Here is a 16,759-nt window from a genome sequence, read left to right as displayed (position 1 = left end):
AATATATAATCTTTTGAAACGAATCCACAGACTATAACTGAAACAACAGCCCCTTAAGCCACTATCAATACCTACACATCAATCAGACAACTGGCCAATGATTGCCAAAAACTGGCTCAACAGAGACGACATCGTTTTCTACTGCGTATCTCTGGTGAACAGGCGTGGTGTGTCGAGCAGGCCTGCCAGATAGTCGATTCTGTAGACGATGCGAACAGCCTATGGATTGGTGAACATGCACCGAAAGAGATCCGGCAATCTAGTAACCAGCGGGCTTTAGAGCATTTAGGCGGCGAATGCCCCCTGCTTGTCTATAACGCCTATTCCGGGTTCGACCCGGATGCCTTTGGCGCCCTGAGTGGCACACTGAGAGGTGGCGGCTTGTTACTACTGTTAACACCCCCACTTACGACCTGGGCAGAATATGATGACCCAGAATCTGAAAGAATTGCTGTCGCCGGTTATCCCCTGACAAAACCAAGTCGGCTGCTGAGCAGGATTTCAGAGATGCTGCAGTCAGACCAGACTACTGCTTGCAGCACCCCAGATCAGATTGGATTCTGGGCACCACCATCAGCCTCAGCTGAGTCGGTGAATCTACCTGATGACCAATCCTGCCTGACCCAGGATCAGGCGGATGCTGTAGAAGCCGTAATACATGTTGTCAAAGGGCATGGGAAGAGGCCTCTGGTGCTCACCTCTGACAGAGGTCGCGGTAAGTCATCTGCTTTAGGTATTGCAGCCGCACGGCTTATCCTTGGAGGATATCGACGTATCCTGGTAACCGCATCAAGGCAGAGCTCGGTAGTCAGCCTGTTCGAGATGGCTGCGAGGGAGTTGAATTGCACTCAAACCAGTGTAGAAACAGTTAACCATGAGAATGGTGTCATTCAATATATTGCCCCGGATCTGTTGATCTCTGACCATCCTGCAGCTGACCTTGTGCTGGTTGATGAAGCTGCTGCAATCCCAACGCCGTTACTGAAAGAGATGCTGCACCACTATCCTCGTATAGTCTTCGCCACAACCATACATGGCTATGAGGGAACCGGACTGGGCTTTAGCCATCGTTTCAAAAAGCACCTTCAAAAAGAGAGACCTCAGTGGCGTGAAAAAATCCTGGAATGCCCCATTCGCTGGGCTCCCAACGACCCACTTGAAAGATTGATTTTCAGGTTACTTGCATTGGATGCTGAGCCTGCTCAGGATAGCCAGATCTGCGATCTGAATCTGGAAAAGCTCTCGCTGGCTTTTCCAGACCAACAACAACTGCTGGCACAGGAGAACACGCTTAACCAACTATTCGGACTGTTGGTGCTAGCCCACTACCGGACTACCCCACGGGATCTATGGCATCTGCTGGATGGCCCAAATCTGCAAACAGTGATGCTTTTGCATCAGCAGCAGGTAGTGGCTGTAGCCCTGCTCGCTACTGAAGGTGAATTCGCCCCTGATCTGGCCGAAGAGATCTGGTTGGGTCGGCGACGACCACGGGGGCATCTTGTGGCTCAATCCCTATCTGCCCATCTCGGACTGAGAACTGCATCCACCCTGAAGGGATTACGTATTATGAGGATTGCCGTTCACCCTGCACTGCAGAATAGAGGGCTGGGAAAGCGTCTCCTGACCGCCATTAAAACCCATGCAGTAAACCAGAGGTGTGACTACCTGGGAGTCAGTTTCGGTGCTACTACAAGATTAATCAGATTCTGGCAAGGCAACGATATGCAGGCCGTTCGACTGGGACTGCACTCCGGTGCCAGCAGCAGTCAACAGTCGGTGATGTTCATACAATCGCTCAGTTCCCAAGGCGAAGCGATGCTTGTTCAGGCGAGAAAACAGTATGCCAAACAGCTCCCCGCCCTGTTGACTGATTCACTCGCTCAACTCTCAACTGAACTGATCCTGCCCCTGCTTAAAGATATCGAAACTCTGCCATTGACAGACCTGACAGATCAAGACTGGATCGATATAACTGCCTATGCCTTTGCAAACAGAGGCTACGAATACACCTTCAGTACAATCCAGACATTAACTCTCCACGCACTATCCCTAAGTCTGTTGGATGAATCAGAGAGCAGGCTATTAATCAGACGCGTGTTGCAAAAACAGTCCTGGGGAAGTTGTGCCTCTGCACTTGGATTAACCGGCCGCAAAGCGGTTGAAAGCCGCTTACGCCAAATCATGCAGAGTATTGTTTTGAGTGCTGGCAATGAAACAGCTCACAAGCTTATACAAACCATACGCAGTGACGGCTGACAGGTGTCGCTGTAATTTCTATCTCTATCCTGGCCTATGCAGAGTGAGAAAATCAGGCATCGCTTTCAAGTGCGTTCTTGCGGAAAAGATTACTGATCTTGAACTTCAGAAAATGCGATCCGAATTTCAATAATCGAATCATATGCTGTGGGTAGAGCACTGATAACCAGGTGTAGTGCCAACTGATTGCTGGACGACGATAGAACGATACCAGCATCTGCCGATAGTGCTGATCCAATTCTTCGATAGTGATCCCTTCAGGTGACCAAAGAAAATTCATCCCATTCATCTTTTCCCAGTGATCTTCGCGAATATTTGATCCATACAGATCATAGTAGATAGGCGAACCAGGATAAGGGGTAAACTTGGTCAGATTCATAATCGTCATGGGGATGTTGCGTACAAATTGTTTGGTCTCCTCGATCGACTCAATTGTCTCCCCAGGATAGCCGAGCATGAAAAGACCCTTAGTGCGAATACCCGCCGCTGCAGTCATTTTGACGGCACGCTCCGAATCCTTGACCTTTGCAGACTTCACCATCTTTTCGAGCATCTCCTGTGAGCCACTCTCCAGTCCAAAACTGATCTCCCAGCAGCCTGCTTTTTTCATCAGGGCAAGTACCTCCTCGTGCACCGTATCGACACGGGAAGTACAGGACCAGGTCATGTTCAGATTCTCTTCAATCAAGATTTTGCAGAATTCAGACGCCCGCTTTTTACTTGCGAGAAAAAGGTCATCAACGAACATCACATGCCGTATGCCATAGTGCTGCTTGAGATGCTTCATCATCTCAACCACTTTACCCGGTGAGTAGTATCGAACACGATCCCCAAAGGTTGAGGTATCACAGAATTTGCAATGGAAGGGGCAACCTCTCGAGGCCGCTATAGTTGCCACAGGTCCACGTGGATAGTCATAGATGGCGGGTTTATAGGCTTGAGGAAAATCGGGCAACAGATCCCATGCGGGCATTGGCAGATAGTCCAGATCGCGATTGATAGCTCGCCCCTGGGTCTGTTTAATAAAGGGGCCATCACGGTAGATCAGCTCAGGCACCTCAGCCAGGTCACCCTCACCCTCAATGGCCTTTAGTAGATCCATCAGGGTCTTCTCTCCCTCTCCCAGTACTGCATAGTCAAACTGGGAAAAACGCTCCATGGTCTCACGCCCCATGGAGGAGACATGGGGGCCGCCAATTATAATAGTGGTCTCAGGCAGTCTCTTTTTAATCGCCCCCGCTATCGCAGCAGTATTCCAGACACCAACAGTAAACAGGGTAATGCCAACATATGACGGACTTGTCTCAACGACTCTCTCTACAACCCCCTCAATTGAGAGATTCATAATATTGCTCTCAATAATCTCCGCTATATAGCCGTGCTCCCTGACCTCCGCAGCAAGGTACATCAACCCAAGGGAGGGTGAGTTGTTGGTAATCTCCTTGACGAACTCATACCCCTTGGCAATGGAGTCGTAGGGCGGATTTATGAAGGTTATTTTTCGGTTTGACATGAGTTAGAGAGAGGTTGAGATCAGTTGGCCAGCCAGGCAATTAAATACAGTTTACATCTTAGTGTAACCTAATCAATTGAATTACTGTCAGGATTAACAATAAGATAAAAGCGTGAATCACCACAGATTCCTGAAGCGTCAAACTTGACTCAACTGAAATCATAAACTATATTAGTATATAATTATATTCTAAATGGTGTTTGTTATGAATGAGATGCTACAAATCAGCTGTGACGAGTTGCGCGCAATGGCAGAGTCCTATCCTGATGAGATTGAGATCATCGTTGAGATGATGATCGAAGCGGAGGCTGATCTCTGCCAGGATCCAACCTGAAGCCACCTGAAAACAGGCAAAAAAAAGCCCGCTTTTAAGCGGGCTTTTTTAATGTCTTAACAATCAGTTAATTCACTGATTGATAGTAATCTATGAGGATTTAAGCAACCTCTGGACGGGAAATCTCTTTAGGAGGAGCAATACCCTGGCCCAACATTTCACGCACCTTGGTGCCTGAAAGCAAGAAGTTACTGGACCCACTCATCGAGCACGACATAACGCATCATATGATGTACTATTTAGTGCATCACTAACCATCATCGGGTGCACCATGCGTACAACACTAAATATCGACGACCAGTTGCTTTCAGAGGCCCAGCGCATCTGTGGAGTGACCGAAAAAACAGCACTGGTCCGCGAGGGACTACGCGCACTGATTGAACGCGAAAGCGCTCGCCGGCTGGCGCGGCTGGGTGGCAGTGAACCACAGCTGGAGCTCCCCCCCCGCCGACGTCCGGATGGCCAATGATTCTGGTCGACACCTCCGTTTGGATCGACCACCTTCGATCCGGAGACGACGCTCTGATGACCCTGCTCAATAGTGCCCAAGTCTTGATGCACCCCTTCGTCCTGGGTGAGTTGGCCTGCGGCAATCTGCGCCAGCGGGTAGAGGTATTGTCGTTACTGCAAAACCTGCCTCAGGCCGCTGTGGCTCAAGATGGCGAAGTGCTGTTTTTTATCGAGCAGCACGAATTAATGGGGCGTGGAATTGGCTATGTGGATGCCCACCTGATGGCAGCAGTGGTGCTGGATCGGGGAGCGCGTTTGTGGACCCGCGACAAGCGCTTACATATTTTGGCCGATAAGCTGGGAATGGCGTATGCGGCTGCTTGAAGATGTCCAATAAAGAACAGCATTCCGCTGGTGGTGATTGATCACAAGAGCCCTTCCACTAATTTAGCTTTAGACAATAAGGATCTAATAGCTGATCTATAAACAGAAGGCGATAAGGACAATCATTATGGATAAAAAAAAGCCCGCTTTTAAGCGGGCTTTTTTATTGCCTTAACAATCAGTTAATTCACTGATTGATAGTAATCCATGAGGATTTGAGCAACCTCTGGACGGGAAAACTCTTTAGGAGGAGCAATACCCTGGCCCAACATTTCACGCACCTTGGTGCCTGAAAGCAAGACGAAGTCCTCTTTGGTGTGATCAGGTGCTTCACACATCATCACAACCTTATTGAGTTTCTTTGAGTAGGCGGTGTGGTCAGCATTGAAGATTTCGATCTCCATGGCACCAGCAGGAACCTCTTCCTCAAAAATAGTTTGAGCGTCAAAGGCACCGTAGTAGTCACCCACACCAGCATGATCACGACCGATAATGAAGTGGGTTGCGCCCATGTTCTGGCGGAAATAGGCATGCAGTACCGCCTCTCTTGGGCCAGCATAGAGCATGTCAAATCCATAACCGGTCACCATTGCGCTGTTAGGTGGAAAATAGAGTTCCACCATCTTGCGAATCGCCGCATCACGCACAGGCGCAGGAATATCACCCTTCTTCAGCTTGCCAAGGAGCATGTGGATTACTAAGCCATCACAGCCGAGTCGATCCATAGCGATATGGCACAGCTCTTCATGAGCCAGATGCATCGGGTTACGGGTCTGGAAAGCAACAACCTTACTCCAGCCACGCTCCTGAATCTCATTACGAATCTCAACTGCAGTACGGAAAGTATCCGGAAAATCAGCCTGAAAATATGAGAAATTCAAAACTTGAATGGGGCCAGAGAGTGCAATGCGCCCCTGGTTGTTGAATGCAGAGACGCCAGGATGGTCTGAATCGGTTGTACGATAGACCTTCTCAGTCATCACTGCCATCTGTTCGTCACTGACGGTCTCAATCGATTCGATATCCATTACTGCCAGTACAGGGTTGCCTTCCATATTGGGATCCCTGAGCGCAATACGCTTGGCATCACCTATCGCATCTGTACTCTCCACCAGGCAGAGTACAGGTACGGGAAAGAAGCTGCCATCAGTAAGGGTCATCTTCTCAGAAGCACCCATCGCATCCGCAACTGACATATAGCCCTTCAGCGGATTGAAATAGCCTGCACCCATCATTACCGCATTACCTGCAGCCTGGGAGCTGATCACTACTGAGGGTAGGGATTCGGCCTCATGAGAGAGCTTATGGTGTGAATCGGGGTCATAGACAAACAAAGGTTGTAGTTCTGAGGAACCAACAGGGTTGATCATGACGTTTCTTCTCCTTCGTTTTGATCGCTAAATCTGTTTGTCCGATTTGAGCTTAAATTGAGAACATCAAACCGGATCTGCCCATTTTTGATATGTGGGTTGCATCTTTACGTTTCCCTGCCACATATAAGACAGTTTCTTAAAAATGCAATATAAACCACTGTTTTTTATTAAATAATACGAGCGTTACTTGCTCATACCTCTACTCAAACAGCCCATACCCTACCACAACAAGGAGTTATACAACCCAAGTAATTTTTTATGTGCTCAGCAAAATATCTGCTCTCAAATGGGCAAGCTGCCACTTGGCACTGTTTCGATTTTTCTTCTGCTCACGCATAGCCCTCTCTATCTCTAGGAATCCAGGCTCAATCCTGATGGGCCCGTCTCAGAAGATCGGCCAATCCACTATGGCGTTGCAAACCTCTCTTTATAGCCACTCTGAAGATGGCTTCTGTAGCAACCAGGCTGAATTGTTGTTTTGATCGTGTTACGGCGGTATAGATCAGCTCCCGGCATAGAACAGGGGTGTCACGTTTTGGAAGATGGAGCAGTACCCGTTGAAACTCAGATCCCTGACTTTTGTGTACAGTGAGCGCATAGACAGTCTCGCAATAGGGCAGACGGGATGGTGAAACCCAACGTATGGCACCATCCGAGCCGGCAAAAGCAACGGCTAACTCTTCGGGCTGATCGGGATGAGGCAGCACTATCCCTGTTTCACCATTATAGAGATTCAGCTGATAGTCATTTCGTGTCAGCATCACTGGGCGTCCGATATACCAGAGCTTGTTCTCCTGGATATAGCCCATCTCTTTCAATCGATCGGTTATCCCTTGATTGAGCTGTATTACACCGGAAGGCCCCTCTCTCAAAGCAGAGAGAATGCGAAATGAGTGCAGCATATCGAAAAGTCGATCGACAGTGGCACCCAACTTAAGTTGATCAAACAGGCCAGCAAAATGAGCAGCCCCCAGCGCAATGGTCTGCTGCTCATCCTCCAACCAACCTGTCTCATGGTCAGCATCTTCTCTGTGAAGGAGTTTGATCGCAGCCTCAACATCCCCCTGGTTGATCGCATTTGCGAGTCTGCCGATGGAACTCTCCTCAGAAAAACGGTAACTATGGCGCAATAGCGCCACGCTGTTACTCAACCCATTCCCAGACATGGATGGACTATCAACAGGTTGACCAGTGAGCTGTGAAAGGCTGTGGGCAAATACCTGATCCGGCCCTTCACAATCAGAACAGATATCACCAAGTACCGAACCCGCCTCTACTGAAGAGAGCTGATTGCGATCACCCAACAGAATCAGTCTGGCGCTCATGGGGAGGGCATCCAGTAGCTTCGCCATCAATGCCACATCAACCATTGAAGCTTCATCCAGGATCAGCACATCCAGTAGTAGCGGATGGTCATGATGGTGCCTGAAACCAGTACCCTGATGTGATATCCCAAGCATTCGGTGCAGAGTCGAGGCCTCTTCGGGGATTGCATCAAGCTGCTCCTGGGGCAAGGGCAATTTTGCCTTCGACTCTCTGATGGACTGCTGCAGCCGGGCTGCTGCCATGCCAGTGGGTGCTGCCAGTCCGATACGCAGATTTTGACCACCAGGCTGTTGGCGTAACAACGCCACAATACGTACAACGGTTGAGGTCTTACCTGTCCCCGGTCCACCAGAGATAACGGTGAGATTTGACAATATAGCAGTGGCAGCTGCGCACTTTTGCCAATCTGTGGTCTGCCCTTGTGGGGTTTGAAACAGAATATCGAGATCCTCACTCAATTTTTTTTCATCAATTGAGGCTGGTCTCTGCTGTTCACGGGATAGAAGCACGCCAGCCAGACGCTGTTCATAATCCCAGTAGCGATGGAGATAGAGCCTGTTGTTCTCATCCAATACAAGTGGCTGCCAGAGAACGGGCTCCCCTACTACACCACTGCTCAATAGTTCCGAGCGCCACTCTTCCATTGTCGGGAACTTCACTACCAGCCCATCGGCTGGAGTGATTTCCGATTCAGCAAGTTCATCCAAATCAAGACAGACATGCCCTTCATGTGTCGCGCGGCAGCTCAATGCGACAGCCAATGCCAGATTCAGACTGGGACTTTCCGCTTCTGAAAGCAGAAAAAGCGCCATGTAATAGTCCAGGTCACCAATCACTTTATGTTGGCGCAACGCCTTCAAAAAGTCTCCCAGCTCCTGCTGTTTTTGAAATTCAGGCCATAGATTCAAAGCTGGCCTCCAATCAGATTATCCAATGCCTCGATGAACTCGGCGGGTGGTCGTTCCTGCAATATTCCCAACTGCTGATCACCATCCGGGTGCATTCCTCGAAGAAACAGATAGAAGACACCACCAAAATGGCGGTCATAGCTATAGTCTGGAATACGCAGCCGCAAATAACGATGCAGAGCCAAGGTATAGAGCACATATTGCAGGGAGTAGTGATGTCCCACCATGGCCTGGGCCAGTGCCTGTTTGTGATAGGCCGGGTAGTCTGCTCCCAGCCAGTTCGACTTATAGTCTGCCAGGTAGTAGCGTCCCTGAACCTCAAATACCAAATCGATATATCCCTTGATGAAGCCATCAACTGAGGCACTGTTTACTACTCCCAAGCCTTCAAGTAGACCTGGGGTATCACTAAAACTGCATTTATCGGCCAGAGCATATATCTGATTGGTGTTAAATGCCTTAATCGGAAAATGAAATGACATTTCATTCAGGCGCTGCTTGTTAGAAACATCCCCTAATCTGATACCCTCCCCGGATAGTGGCGTCTGCAGCAGGGCCAACATCCACTCTACGACTACAGCGCTCCAGCAGGAGTCAATACCAAACAGCTGAAGCTTCTCCCCTACCAACCCCTCCACTGCGTGAAGGTCAGGTTGATTAAAATCGAGCTCTTCAAGAATCGCATGCAGACAACTACCTGGCCCAGAACCTCTGGGAAAGCCATGCACATCCATTTTCTCTTCAAATTCCGCAGCAGAAGAACCGGCTGAGACCAAACCATCATGATCCGGTAGATCCTCTGGCAATCCTGCAACCAATGAAGAGAAACTTGATACTTGCAAGTGCTTGGGGATTCGAATCGATAGTTGTCTTGCCGGATTAAGCTCCGGTGGCAGTGCCAAAGGCATTTGCCCCTCGACCTCGAATTCAGGCATCGGGATGATCTCAATCGTACCTTGTGCTGATTCAGATAACATCGCCAGCCGCTGCTCATCCTGTTTCTGTTCTAATGCCTTTGCTGCTGCCTGCCAATCACTCAATTCATCACTCGGCTGGTGTAATCCACCACTATGCAACAACCAACACAATGCAGATTGACGACTCGATTTATTCAATCCCCAGGGTAGATAACAGCGAAAGCGCGAACGGGTCAGTGCCACGTAGGCCAAACGAAGGTTTTCTGCCTGAACCTCATATTGGCGATAGTTAAAGTTTTTAGATAAACGTTCAGGTCCAAGCTCAAGGGTTGGTGCATCGTTAGCTGCTGGATCATGAAAAAGAAAGGGTTTATTAGAATTCTTTTCGACAGACTCATCCCACAAATAGGGACAGAATACGATACCGTACTCCAATCCCTTGCTGTGGTGCATTGTGTCAATTCTGACCAGATCCCCATCACTCTCAAGGCGCAACAAACGTTCCTCATCCTGTGAACTGGATTGGCGTTGATAGCGATACCAGGTAACCAATCCCTCCATCCCTGGTCGCTGAGCACTATCCTGTTGTTGTATCAGTTCCACCAAGTGGTAGAGGTTGGTAAGCCGCCGCTCCCCATCCTGATAGTCGAGGAAGCGGTTTTCGACTTCGAATTCGCTCATCAGTCCTCGGAACATTACGATAAATCCACTGCTGCGCCATAGCTGATGGTATTCAAAAAAGCGTTTGGAGATCTGGCTTTGCGCCTTTTCGTCAAAATTCAAGTTATCTATCTCTGCCCCGCGCCATCCAAACAGGAGAGTCGCCAGAGCGGCACGCATTGCACGCTCACGATGGGGTTCCAATAGTGCAATCAAAACCCGCTCCAATGCCTCAGCTTCCACACTCAAGTAGACACTCTGTTGGCTGCTGCGGACACTCGATATCCCCTTTGTGCCCAGAGCCGTTGCAATTTGAGCAGCCTGCTTGTGGGTGCGAACAAGGATCGCAATATCGCTGCCAATCACTTCCCGTTGCCCGATCTTGATTCGCCTTGATGAGGCGGATGTGAGTAGACTGGCAACCTCCGCAGCGGTGGTGTCAGCCACCCTCTGGCGTAGATCCTCGATTGATTGTGTTGGCTCATCAGGCAGGCGCCAGATCTGCAAAGCCGCTGCTTTTTTATTCCGCTCCGTCAGTTGATCCATCTGCCGATCCGCTGACCGGGTTGTGTGGAAGGTGATTCTTGAATCGAAGAAAGGGTGTGGGGAGAAACTGAACAAACTGTTGATGGCAGATACCATCTCAGGTGTAGAGCGCCAATTGGTATCCAGACTATGCAGCTTGGCGACACCATTTTCTCTGGCATGCAGATAGGTAAAGATATCGGCGCCACGAAAACTGTAGATTGCCTGTTTCGGGTCGCCGACCATAAACACCGGCTGATCTGTGGCGTGATAGATACGATCCAATATCTCGTATTGTATCGGATCTGTATCTTGAAACTCATCCACCAGTGCAGCGCGATAACGCTTACGTAACTTCCCCCCCAATTCTCCTGAGTGATCTTTTTGCAATGCTATTTGAAGTTGCAGCAGCAGATCATCATAGGACCACTCTGCGGATTCTGCCTGGCGTTTCGGCAACTCCGCCATCATGTACTCATACATGGCACCTTGCCATGCCACCAGAGCCTGTTTAAAAGCAGCTATGCAGGCCTCAGCAATTGGCAGATAGTTTTCCAGCGCTTGGAAAAAAGGGTGTTGAGGGGGAGACTTGCCCGCCTTAACTGCTGCCTGTATGACTTGTGGCGTGAATCGCTCCACTTTTTCGAACGGTGCTACATAGATATTCCCATTCAGCCACAGATCCATACTATTGCACCAACCGGTCACCCATTTGGACTGATAGACCCTGCCATTTAAAACCTGATTGTCACTCAGCAGTTTCTGAATATTATCCCGCTCTGAACTCCAGCCAGAACGAAGCTCAGATAATTTTTCCTGCGCCTGGCTCTCAATCGCCTCAATTCCATCAGGCCAGCTTGCAGATCTGACTTCAAGATAGGGTTTACCCAGTGCCGGTTTAAGTCGATTCAGCAGCTCATCCGGAGTTGCAACCACAGCCTGCAATGCCTCTAAAAAGGGTTGTGATAGGCGGGATACCTCACGACGCCAGAAATCATCTGCAATCTGCTGCAGCCTGATCGCCTGATCAGGTACAAGTTCAGTATGAAAGGACTGTCCACTTTCAAAGGCAAACTCAGTCAAAACTCGCTGACAAAAACCATGAATTGTAAATATTGCTGCTCGATCGAAACTGGCGAGTGCTAAATCCAACTGACGGATGACTCTGGGTTTATCAGCAAGCTTTTGATCCAGAGCAAACAGCAGAGGATCAGATGATTCTCCCCCCTGAAACAACTGCCTTGCTTCAATAAGCCGCTGGCGGATTCGGGTTTTCAACTCTGCTGTTGCCGCTTGGGTATAGGTCATCACCAAAATCGATTCAGGGCCCATCTCCCGCTCCAGCAAGAGTCTGAGATAGAGACTTGAAAGTGTATGGGTCTTGCCAGTACCAGCGCTGGCTTCGACAAGATTGACGCCTTCCAGAGCGACCTCATCAATCTTCATACTAATCCCACTCCAGGTGAGTCAGCAGTGGTTGAAGCAGTGTCTGGCTGGTCTCTGCAAACGCATCTTGATTCAGAGCGTAGCCTTGGTATAGCAGATGATTGTAGGGTTTAAATGCATCTCCCGGATTGCGTGAATTACCAAACCATTTTTTTTCCGCTTCCTGCAGCGCCTTTTCTCTATCTGCCTCTGGATTTTTCTCCATAAAGCGCCATGAAGTTCCGGGATAGAAAGGCAGTGGCGCATTCATTCCTTTCTGGTAGGCATGAATCAGTTGCGTCAAAAATTGCTCTGTCTGTTCCACTGGCTTAAAGCGACCTACCCTTTTCGCATCCAGCAAATGAGTCTCAAGAGCGACACCTTGTGGCTGCAGATGATTCAAAACCAAGTGGCGAATCCACTGTTTCAAAATTTGATTGGGATAAAGATTAGATGTGCTGTAGGCCAACATGCCACAGCAGTTGACCTGTCGCAGATGACCTCTGAGCCTCACTTTATCAATAGCAATATCAACTTCAAGGGGTTCAGGCAACCACTCTCCCTGGTATGAGCGTACCTGCCCGGCCGTTGTCTGAGCCTGTTGCAGCATTTGCCCGAAGATTAGTTTGCCTGCATTACCGTGGGGTAGTAGACCTTGTGCATCGAACCGTTCAAACAAACCCTCTGCAAGATACTCCTGCAGTAGTAAATCAACGAGTTGATGTTCCAAGTCACTCCGGTCAAAGGATTCTATGGTAAACAGTTCACGCTCTTCAGGCAGCCGCTCTATCTGATCCAGCTTCAGGCCTAAACGCTCCTGCGCAAAAACCCGTTGCGGGTTTTCAAAAAACTGAATCATCAAATCGAGTTCCACAACTCCCTCGTCGACTTGCGCCACAAGGGGCTGCTCAATCAAGGGACGATCCATTGCCTTGCCACGACCTACGCGCATGGCAGCTTCTCGCATCTCCTCAGAGAAGCTGAACAGAGTGCTCTGTTGAAGAAAATAGTCCGCTGAAAAGGGTTGCAGAGGATGTTTATGGATGATCTCTGCCAAACCCGCCTCACCCACCATCTGTGTGAGACAGTCACGCAACTCCTCAACCACCACCGAGGCGGGCATCGGGCTGTTATCCCGCTGGCTATGGCCCTGATAACTGATCACAAGGCGGTCTCGGGCAGAGAGCAGTGTCTCCAGAAAGAGATAGCGATCATCCACACGGCGGGATCTATCCCCTGAACGAAACTCCTGCTTCATCAGGTCGAATCCCAATTCATTTTTTTGCCTGGGAAATACGCCATCATTCATGCCGAGTAGATAGATAACCCGAAAAGGTAGACTGCGCATCGGTGCCAAGGCGCAAACGTTGACACCTCCGCCCAGGAACCCCCTGTCGAGAGACTGCTTAAAGATCTCTCCAAGCCTGTGCCGAACCACAGCCAGAGAGACAGGCGCTGAAAAGTTTACAGCCACAGCCTCTTGGGTCATCTGATCAATGGCTTCTCTTACTGCTATCAGTTGCTGCTCAGTCGTTTCATCCAACTGAAAGAACTGCTCTATCACATCGTCTAATCGGGCGTGCCACTGTTGAGGCGATGCCGACTCTCCAAGCATATGATCCAGGCCGAACACCCCATCACTGAAAGCAAGCAGACCACCTAGCCACTGAGTGGATGAGCCTTCCACAGCATCCAACGCAAAAATGCCATGCCAAAGTTGTTCTCCATCTGCGGGGAATGCATAACCCAACATAAGCTGACGTAATCCTGCACGCCAGGTATTTCGTTCCTCTTCAGGTAGACCGAAATCGAGTTTGTTTGCACCATCCCTCCCCCAGCGAATGGCGGCTTGATCGATCCATTGAGTAATCTGTTCGAACCCCTCCTCATCCAGCTCAAACCTGCTGCGTATGGCGGGCTGTTCCAACAGACTCAACAAATCGTTCACACCATAGCGGGAACCCGGCAATGCTAAAATTTTCAGCAGCGCCTCGGCAATCGGATTGGTCTGCTGCATACTGATATCACTGATCCGATAGGGTATTACCGGTCGACTTCCTGGTGTTGAAAACACCGCTTCCAATAAGGATGCATAGCGATCAATTTCCGGTGTCATAACCAATATTTCATCTGGTCGAAGAGCTGGCAACTCATCCAGTGCTGCCAACAATTGATCATAGAGCACCTCGACTTCACGCATCTGGCTATGACAAAGATGCATAGCAATGGAGTGATCGGGCAGAGATCCAGGTTGTGGTGGTTCAAGGGCCAGGATCTGGTTTTGCATTTGATGTAGTAGGGTCTGGTCAGACTGGATTTTGAACAGCTCCGTACTACCAGGATCCATTTCATTGATGGCTGCGAAAAAATCCCTACCCTGACGCCCCAAAGTGGCAAGTAGTGGATGCCCAACATCCAGATAGAGTTCCTCTCCAGTGCCTGTCAGGTTGAGACGAGCCTCCTCTTCAGGTGTGACAATTTCAGCCCAATGGGCCTCACTCGGATTCAACAGAAACAGATGCACATCCATCCATTCAGACAATTGCTGCAAAATCCCCAAATATCCGGGAGAGAGTGTAGGCACACCAAAAATTGAAACTCGAGGATAGTCTTCCTGTGGAAGCTCCCCACTCGCAACGGAGTGGAAAAGTGACTGCTGCAGAGTGACCCAATGCAGGTCGTCCTCAGACACCAGTTGCTGCCACAGATCCGCTTGCCACTGATCGCCTGAAATAACCGAGTCACCCTCTTGCCATGACTGAATCCAGTCTGGTCGATAGAGAAGATATTGGTCAAATAGAGTAGCCAGATATTGCGCCAACTGAAACTGGCGTAGCTCTCCGCCTTGGGAGAGATATTGTCTGACCTCAGCATATGCGGGTCGCTGACACTGAGTCGACAACAGCCCATGTATCCGCCATGTCAGACTTTTTGGCTGATAGCCATCCTGATGGGGAACCTTGGGCAGCAATTTTTCGAACAGCTGCCAAAGAAAACTGGCGGGAAGGGGAAAATCCAGGTTTGCACAGATGCCCAATCGACTGGCAATCTGCAGTGATAACCAGCGCCCCATACCTGGATGTTGCACCACGATCTGCTCTTTCTGCAGTGGTGCGGCGACAGGTTCGGAAAGCAACTGTGCAAGTTGCTGTGCCAAAACCTCAAGCTGATTGGATTGATAGAGCCTCAACATGAGGCCGTATTCTACCCTGCTTTAGACTCAATACCTGAGTCTTATAAAAAAAAATGAAATAAACTACAGATCCCCAGTTTTAGCTCTCCAGATCATTGGATCTGTTTGACCTGCAATAGGCGCTACGATCGTGTGGTGCTTCAGACTAATTTTGGGTGTGCTGATTCTGGCTTGTACGACTTCTTACTTTGGGTGCCAACACAACATCCATGATCTCTAATACCTTATCTGGAACTGCTTCCAGGTATCGATCCATATCCTGCTTTTGTAATCCAGTAGTTTGCAAGGCACCTTCATCGATCTGTTCGAAAACCTCTTCCAAGCTATAACCATTGATTTCAGCATCAGCTACTGCAGCAGCAATATGCAGCAGAGCTGTTTCAAGCTGATGCTGCTCAGCTGTGGATGGCCGGTGGTGACGTGCCACAACATCGACAATACTCTCTGGCAACTTCCACTTTCTTAACAGCGCTTCTCCAACATCCATGTGTGTAAACCCCAACACATCATGTTCGGTCTCAGCCAGTAAGCCATATTCACCGCCAGTTATCAGAAGGATATCCCTGGCCTCCTGGGGTAACTTGAGAAAAATAGCCAAACGACCTATATCGTGTAGCACCCCCATAACAAACAACCGTTCGCTGTGGAGCACATGACAATGACTGGCAAGCTCTCCAGCGATCACCCCCGTGGTAATGGAGTATCGCCAATATTCAGCCATATCGACCAAATCGCCAGGGATACCGGTAAAGACTTTAGCTGCTGTGGTGGCCATAACCAGATTGCGCAGCTCTTCTGTACCGATAATGGTGATTGCTCTTGAAATAGTATCCACAGGTACCTGCAAACTAAAAAAAGCACTGTTTACTACTCTTAGCAGGCGGGCAGAGAGGTCAGAATCCTGGGAAATAATATCCCCAAGCGTCAATGCAGAATAGTTAGGCGCGTCAATCAAACGATTCACTTTCACACAAACATCTGGCAGTGAGACCAGTTGATCAAGCTCTATAACAAGTTGTTGCGGTGTCATGACATGCGCCTCGCGAGGGTAATTCACCAACCAAACAAAAAAACACTTAATGCATTGATTTTAATTACATTATTGGATATTCGACTCAACCACAGTGGTTTATAAACCTATCCTCTTTCAATAGTTATCGACATAATAGGGCAAAGCTTGACCAAAACAGTATGTGAAATCGCAGGAGTAAGCAGCACCATGCCCTATTTCATTTTTAAAATCAGCCCAGACCAAACCCTTGAATACCTGGATGAAATAGAAAAATATCGATCAGCTCGCGAGAAGGTTAGAAGCCTGAGAGCAACCCACCAGGACGATGACGGAACCACATACAGAATGGTCTTTGCAAAAACCATTGGACAGGGTGAAATTCTGCTCACGCCATCCAACAACAATGAAGAACAGATCATCGGTGATGACTAGGGCCTGTTAACACTAATCGAATAGGCCCTAGTGTAGTGTCCTAAAATG

General features: G+C 49.1%; 12 protein-coding genes. 5 read left to right on the top strand and 7 right to left on the bottom strand.

Translation table 11 applies throughout. The annotated features are described in order from the left end of the window. Positions 1 to 63: 63 nt before the first annotated feature. On the top strand, positions 64 to 2,259 hold the full coding sequence (locus AC4IE7_RS06840; RefSeq protein ID WP_490776084.1) for a tRNA(Met) cytidine acetyltransferase TmcA: 2,196 nt from the start codon (positions 64 to 66) through the stop codon (positions 2,257 to 2,259). Between the two features lie 52 nt (positions 2,260 to 2,311). Here the strand turns inward: AC4IE7_RS06840 and AC4IE7_RS06835 are convergent, their stop codons facing one another. Then, positions 2,312 to 3,772: a B12-binding domain-containing radical SAM protein gene (locus AC4IE7_RS06835; RefSeq protein ID WP_490776068.1), complete on the bottom strand. Its 1,461-nt coding sequence runs from the start codon at positions 3,770 to 3,772 to the stop codon at positions 2,312 to 2,314. A 205-nt stretch (positions 3,773 to 3,977) separates the two neighbouring features. Between AC4IE7_RS06835 and AC4IE7_RS06830 the strand changes: the two genes are divergently transcribed. Next, complete coding sequence (locus AC4IE7_RS06830) at positions 3,978 to 4,106, top strand: hypothetical protein (protein WP_490776067.1); 129 nt, start codon at positions 3,978 to 3,980, stop codon at positions 4,104 to 4,106. A gap of 100 nt (positions 4,107 to 4,206) precedes the next feature. On the opposite strand, the gene AC4IE7_RS06825 is transcribed toward AC4IE7_RS06830, so the two are convergent. Next, entirely contained in the window at positions 4,207 to 4,323 is a 117-nt protein-coding gene (locus AC4IE7_RS06825; RefSeq protein WP_490776066.1) for a hypothetical protein, read from the bottom strand. A 54-nt stretch (positions 4,324 to 4,377) separates the two neighbouring features. Between AC4IE7_RS06825 and AC4IE7_RS06820 the strand changes: the two genes are divergently transcribed. Further along, positions 4,378 to 4,575 (top strand): type II toxin-antitoxin system VapB family antitoxin, encoded by a 198-nt coding sequence (locus AC4IE7_RS06820; RefSeq protein WP_490776065.1) that lies wholly within the window; start codon positions 4,378 to 4,380, stop codon positions 4,573 to 4,575. Next, positions 4,572 to 4,940 (top strand): type II toxin-antitoxin system VapC family toxin, encoded by a 369-nt coding sequence (locus AC4IE7_RS06815; RefSeq protein WP_490776064.1) that lies wholly within the window; start codon positions 4,572 to 4,574, stop codon positions 4,938 to 4,940. The genes AC4IE7_RS06820 and AC4IE7_RS06815 overlap by 4 nt, the downstream gene beginning before the upstream one ends. Positions 4,941 to 5,122: 182 nt before the next feature. Here the strand turns inward: AC4IE7_RS06815 and sat are convergent, their stop codons facing one another. The 5 genes from sat to AC4IE7_RS06790 all read right to left on the bottom strand — a co-directional run bounded on the left by sat (position 5,123) and on the right by AC4IE7_RS06790 (position 16,297). Further along, a complete protein-coding gene (gene sat, locus AC4IE7_RS06810) occupies positions 5,123 to 6,310 on the bottom strand; it encodes a sulfate adenylyltransferase (protein WP_490776063.1) in 1,188 nt (395 codons plus the stop codon). A 368-nt stretch (positions 6,311 to 6,678) separates the two neighbouring features. Then, positions 6,679 to 8,547, bottom strand: a complete 1,869-nt coding sequence (gene recD, locus AC4IE7_RS06805) for an exodeoxyribonuclease V subunit alpha (protein WP_490776062.1) — start codon at positions 8,545 to 8,547, stop codon at positions 6,679 to 6,681. Next, positions 8,544 to 12,095 (bottom strand): exodeoxyribonuclease V subunit beta, encoded by a 3,552-nt coding sequence (gene recB, locus AC4IE7_RS06800; RefSeq protein WP_490776061.1) that lies wholly within the window; start codon positions 12,093 to 12,095, stop codon positions 8,544 to 8,546. The genes recD and recB overlap by 4 nt, the downstream gene beginning before the upstream one ends. Position 12,096: 1 nt before the next feature. Next, positions 12,097 to 15,267: an exodeoxyribonuclease V subunit gamma gene (recC, locus tag AC4IE7_RS06795; protein ID WP_490776060.1), complete on the bottom strand. Its 3,171-nt coding sequence runs from the start codon at positions 15,265 to 15,267 to the stop codon at positions 12,097 to 12,099. 145 nt (positions 15,268 to 15,412) lie between these two features. Next, positions 15,413 to 16,297, bottom strand: coding sequence for an HDOD domain-containing protein (locus AC4IE7_RS06790; RefSeq protein ID WP_490776059.1), 885 nt, complete (start codon positions 16,295 to 16,297; stop codon positions 15,413 to 15,415). 189 nt (positions 16,298 to 16,486) lie between these two features. On the opposite strand from AC4IE7_RS06790, the gene AC4IE7_RS06785 reads away from it, so the two are divergent. After that, on the top strand, positions 16,487 to 16,711 hold the full coding sequence (locus tag AC4IE7_RS06785; RefSeq protein WP_490776058.1) for a decarboxylase: 225 nt from the start codon (positions 16,487 to 16,489) through the stop codon (positions 16,709 to 16,711). The last annotated feature ends 48 nt before the right edge of the window (positions 16,712 to 16,759 follow it).

The organism is Candidatus Thiodiazotropha sp. AKAK3 (assembly GCF_058244645.1).
Note: the sequence above shows the minus strand (reverse complement) of the source record. Positions and strands in the feature narration are given on the sequence as shown.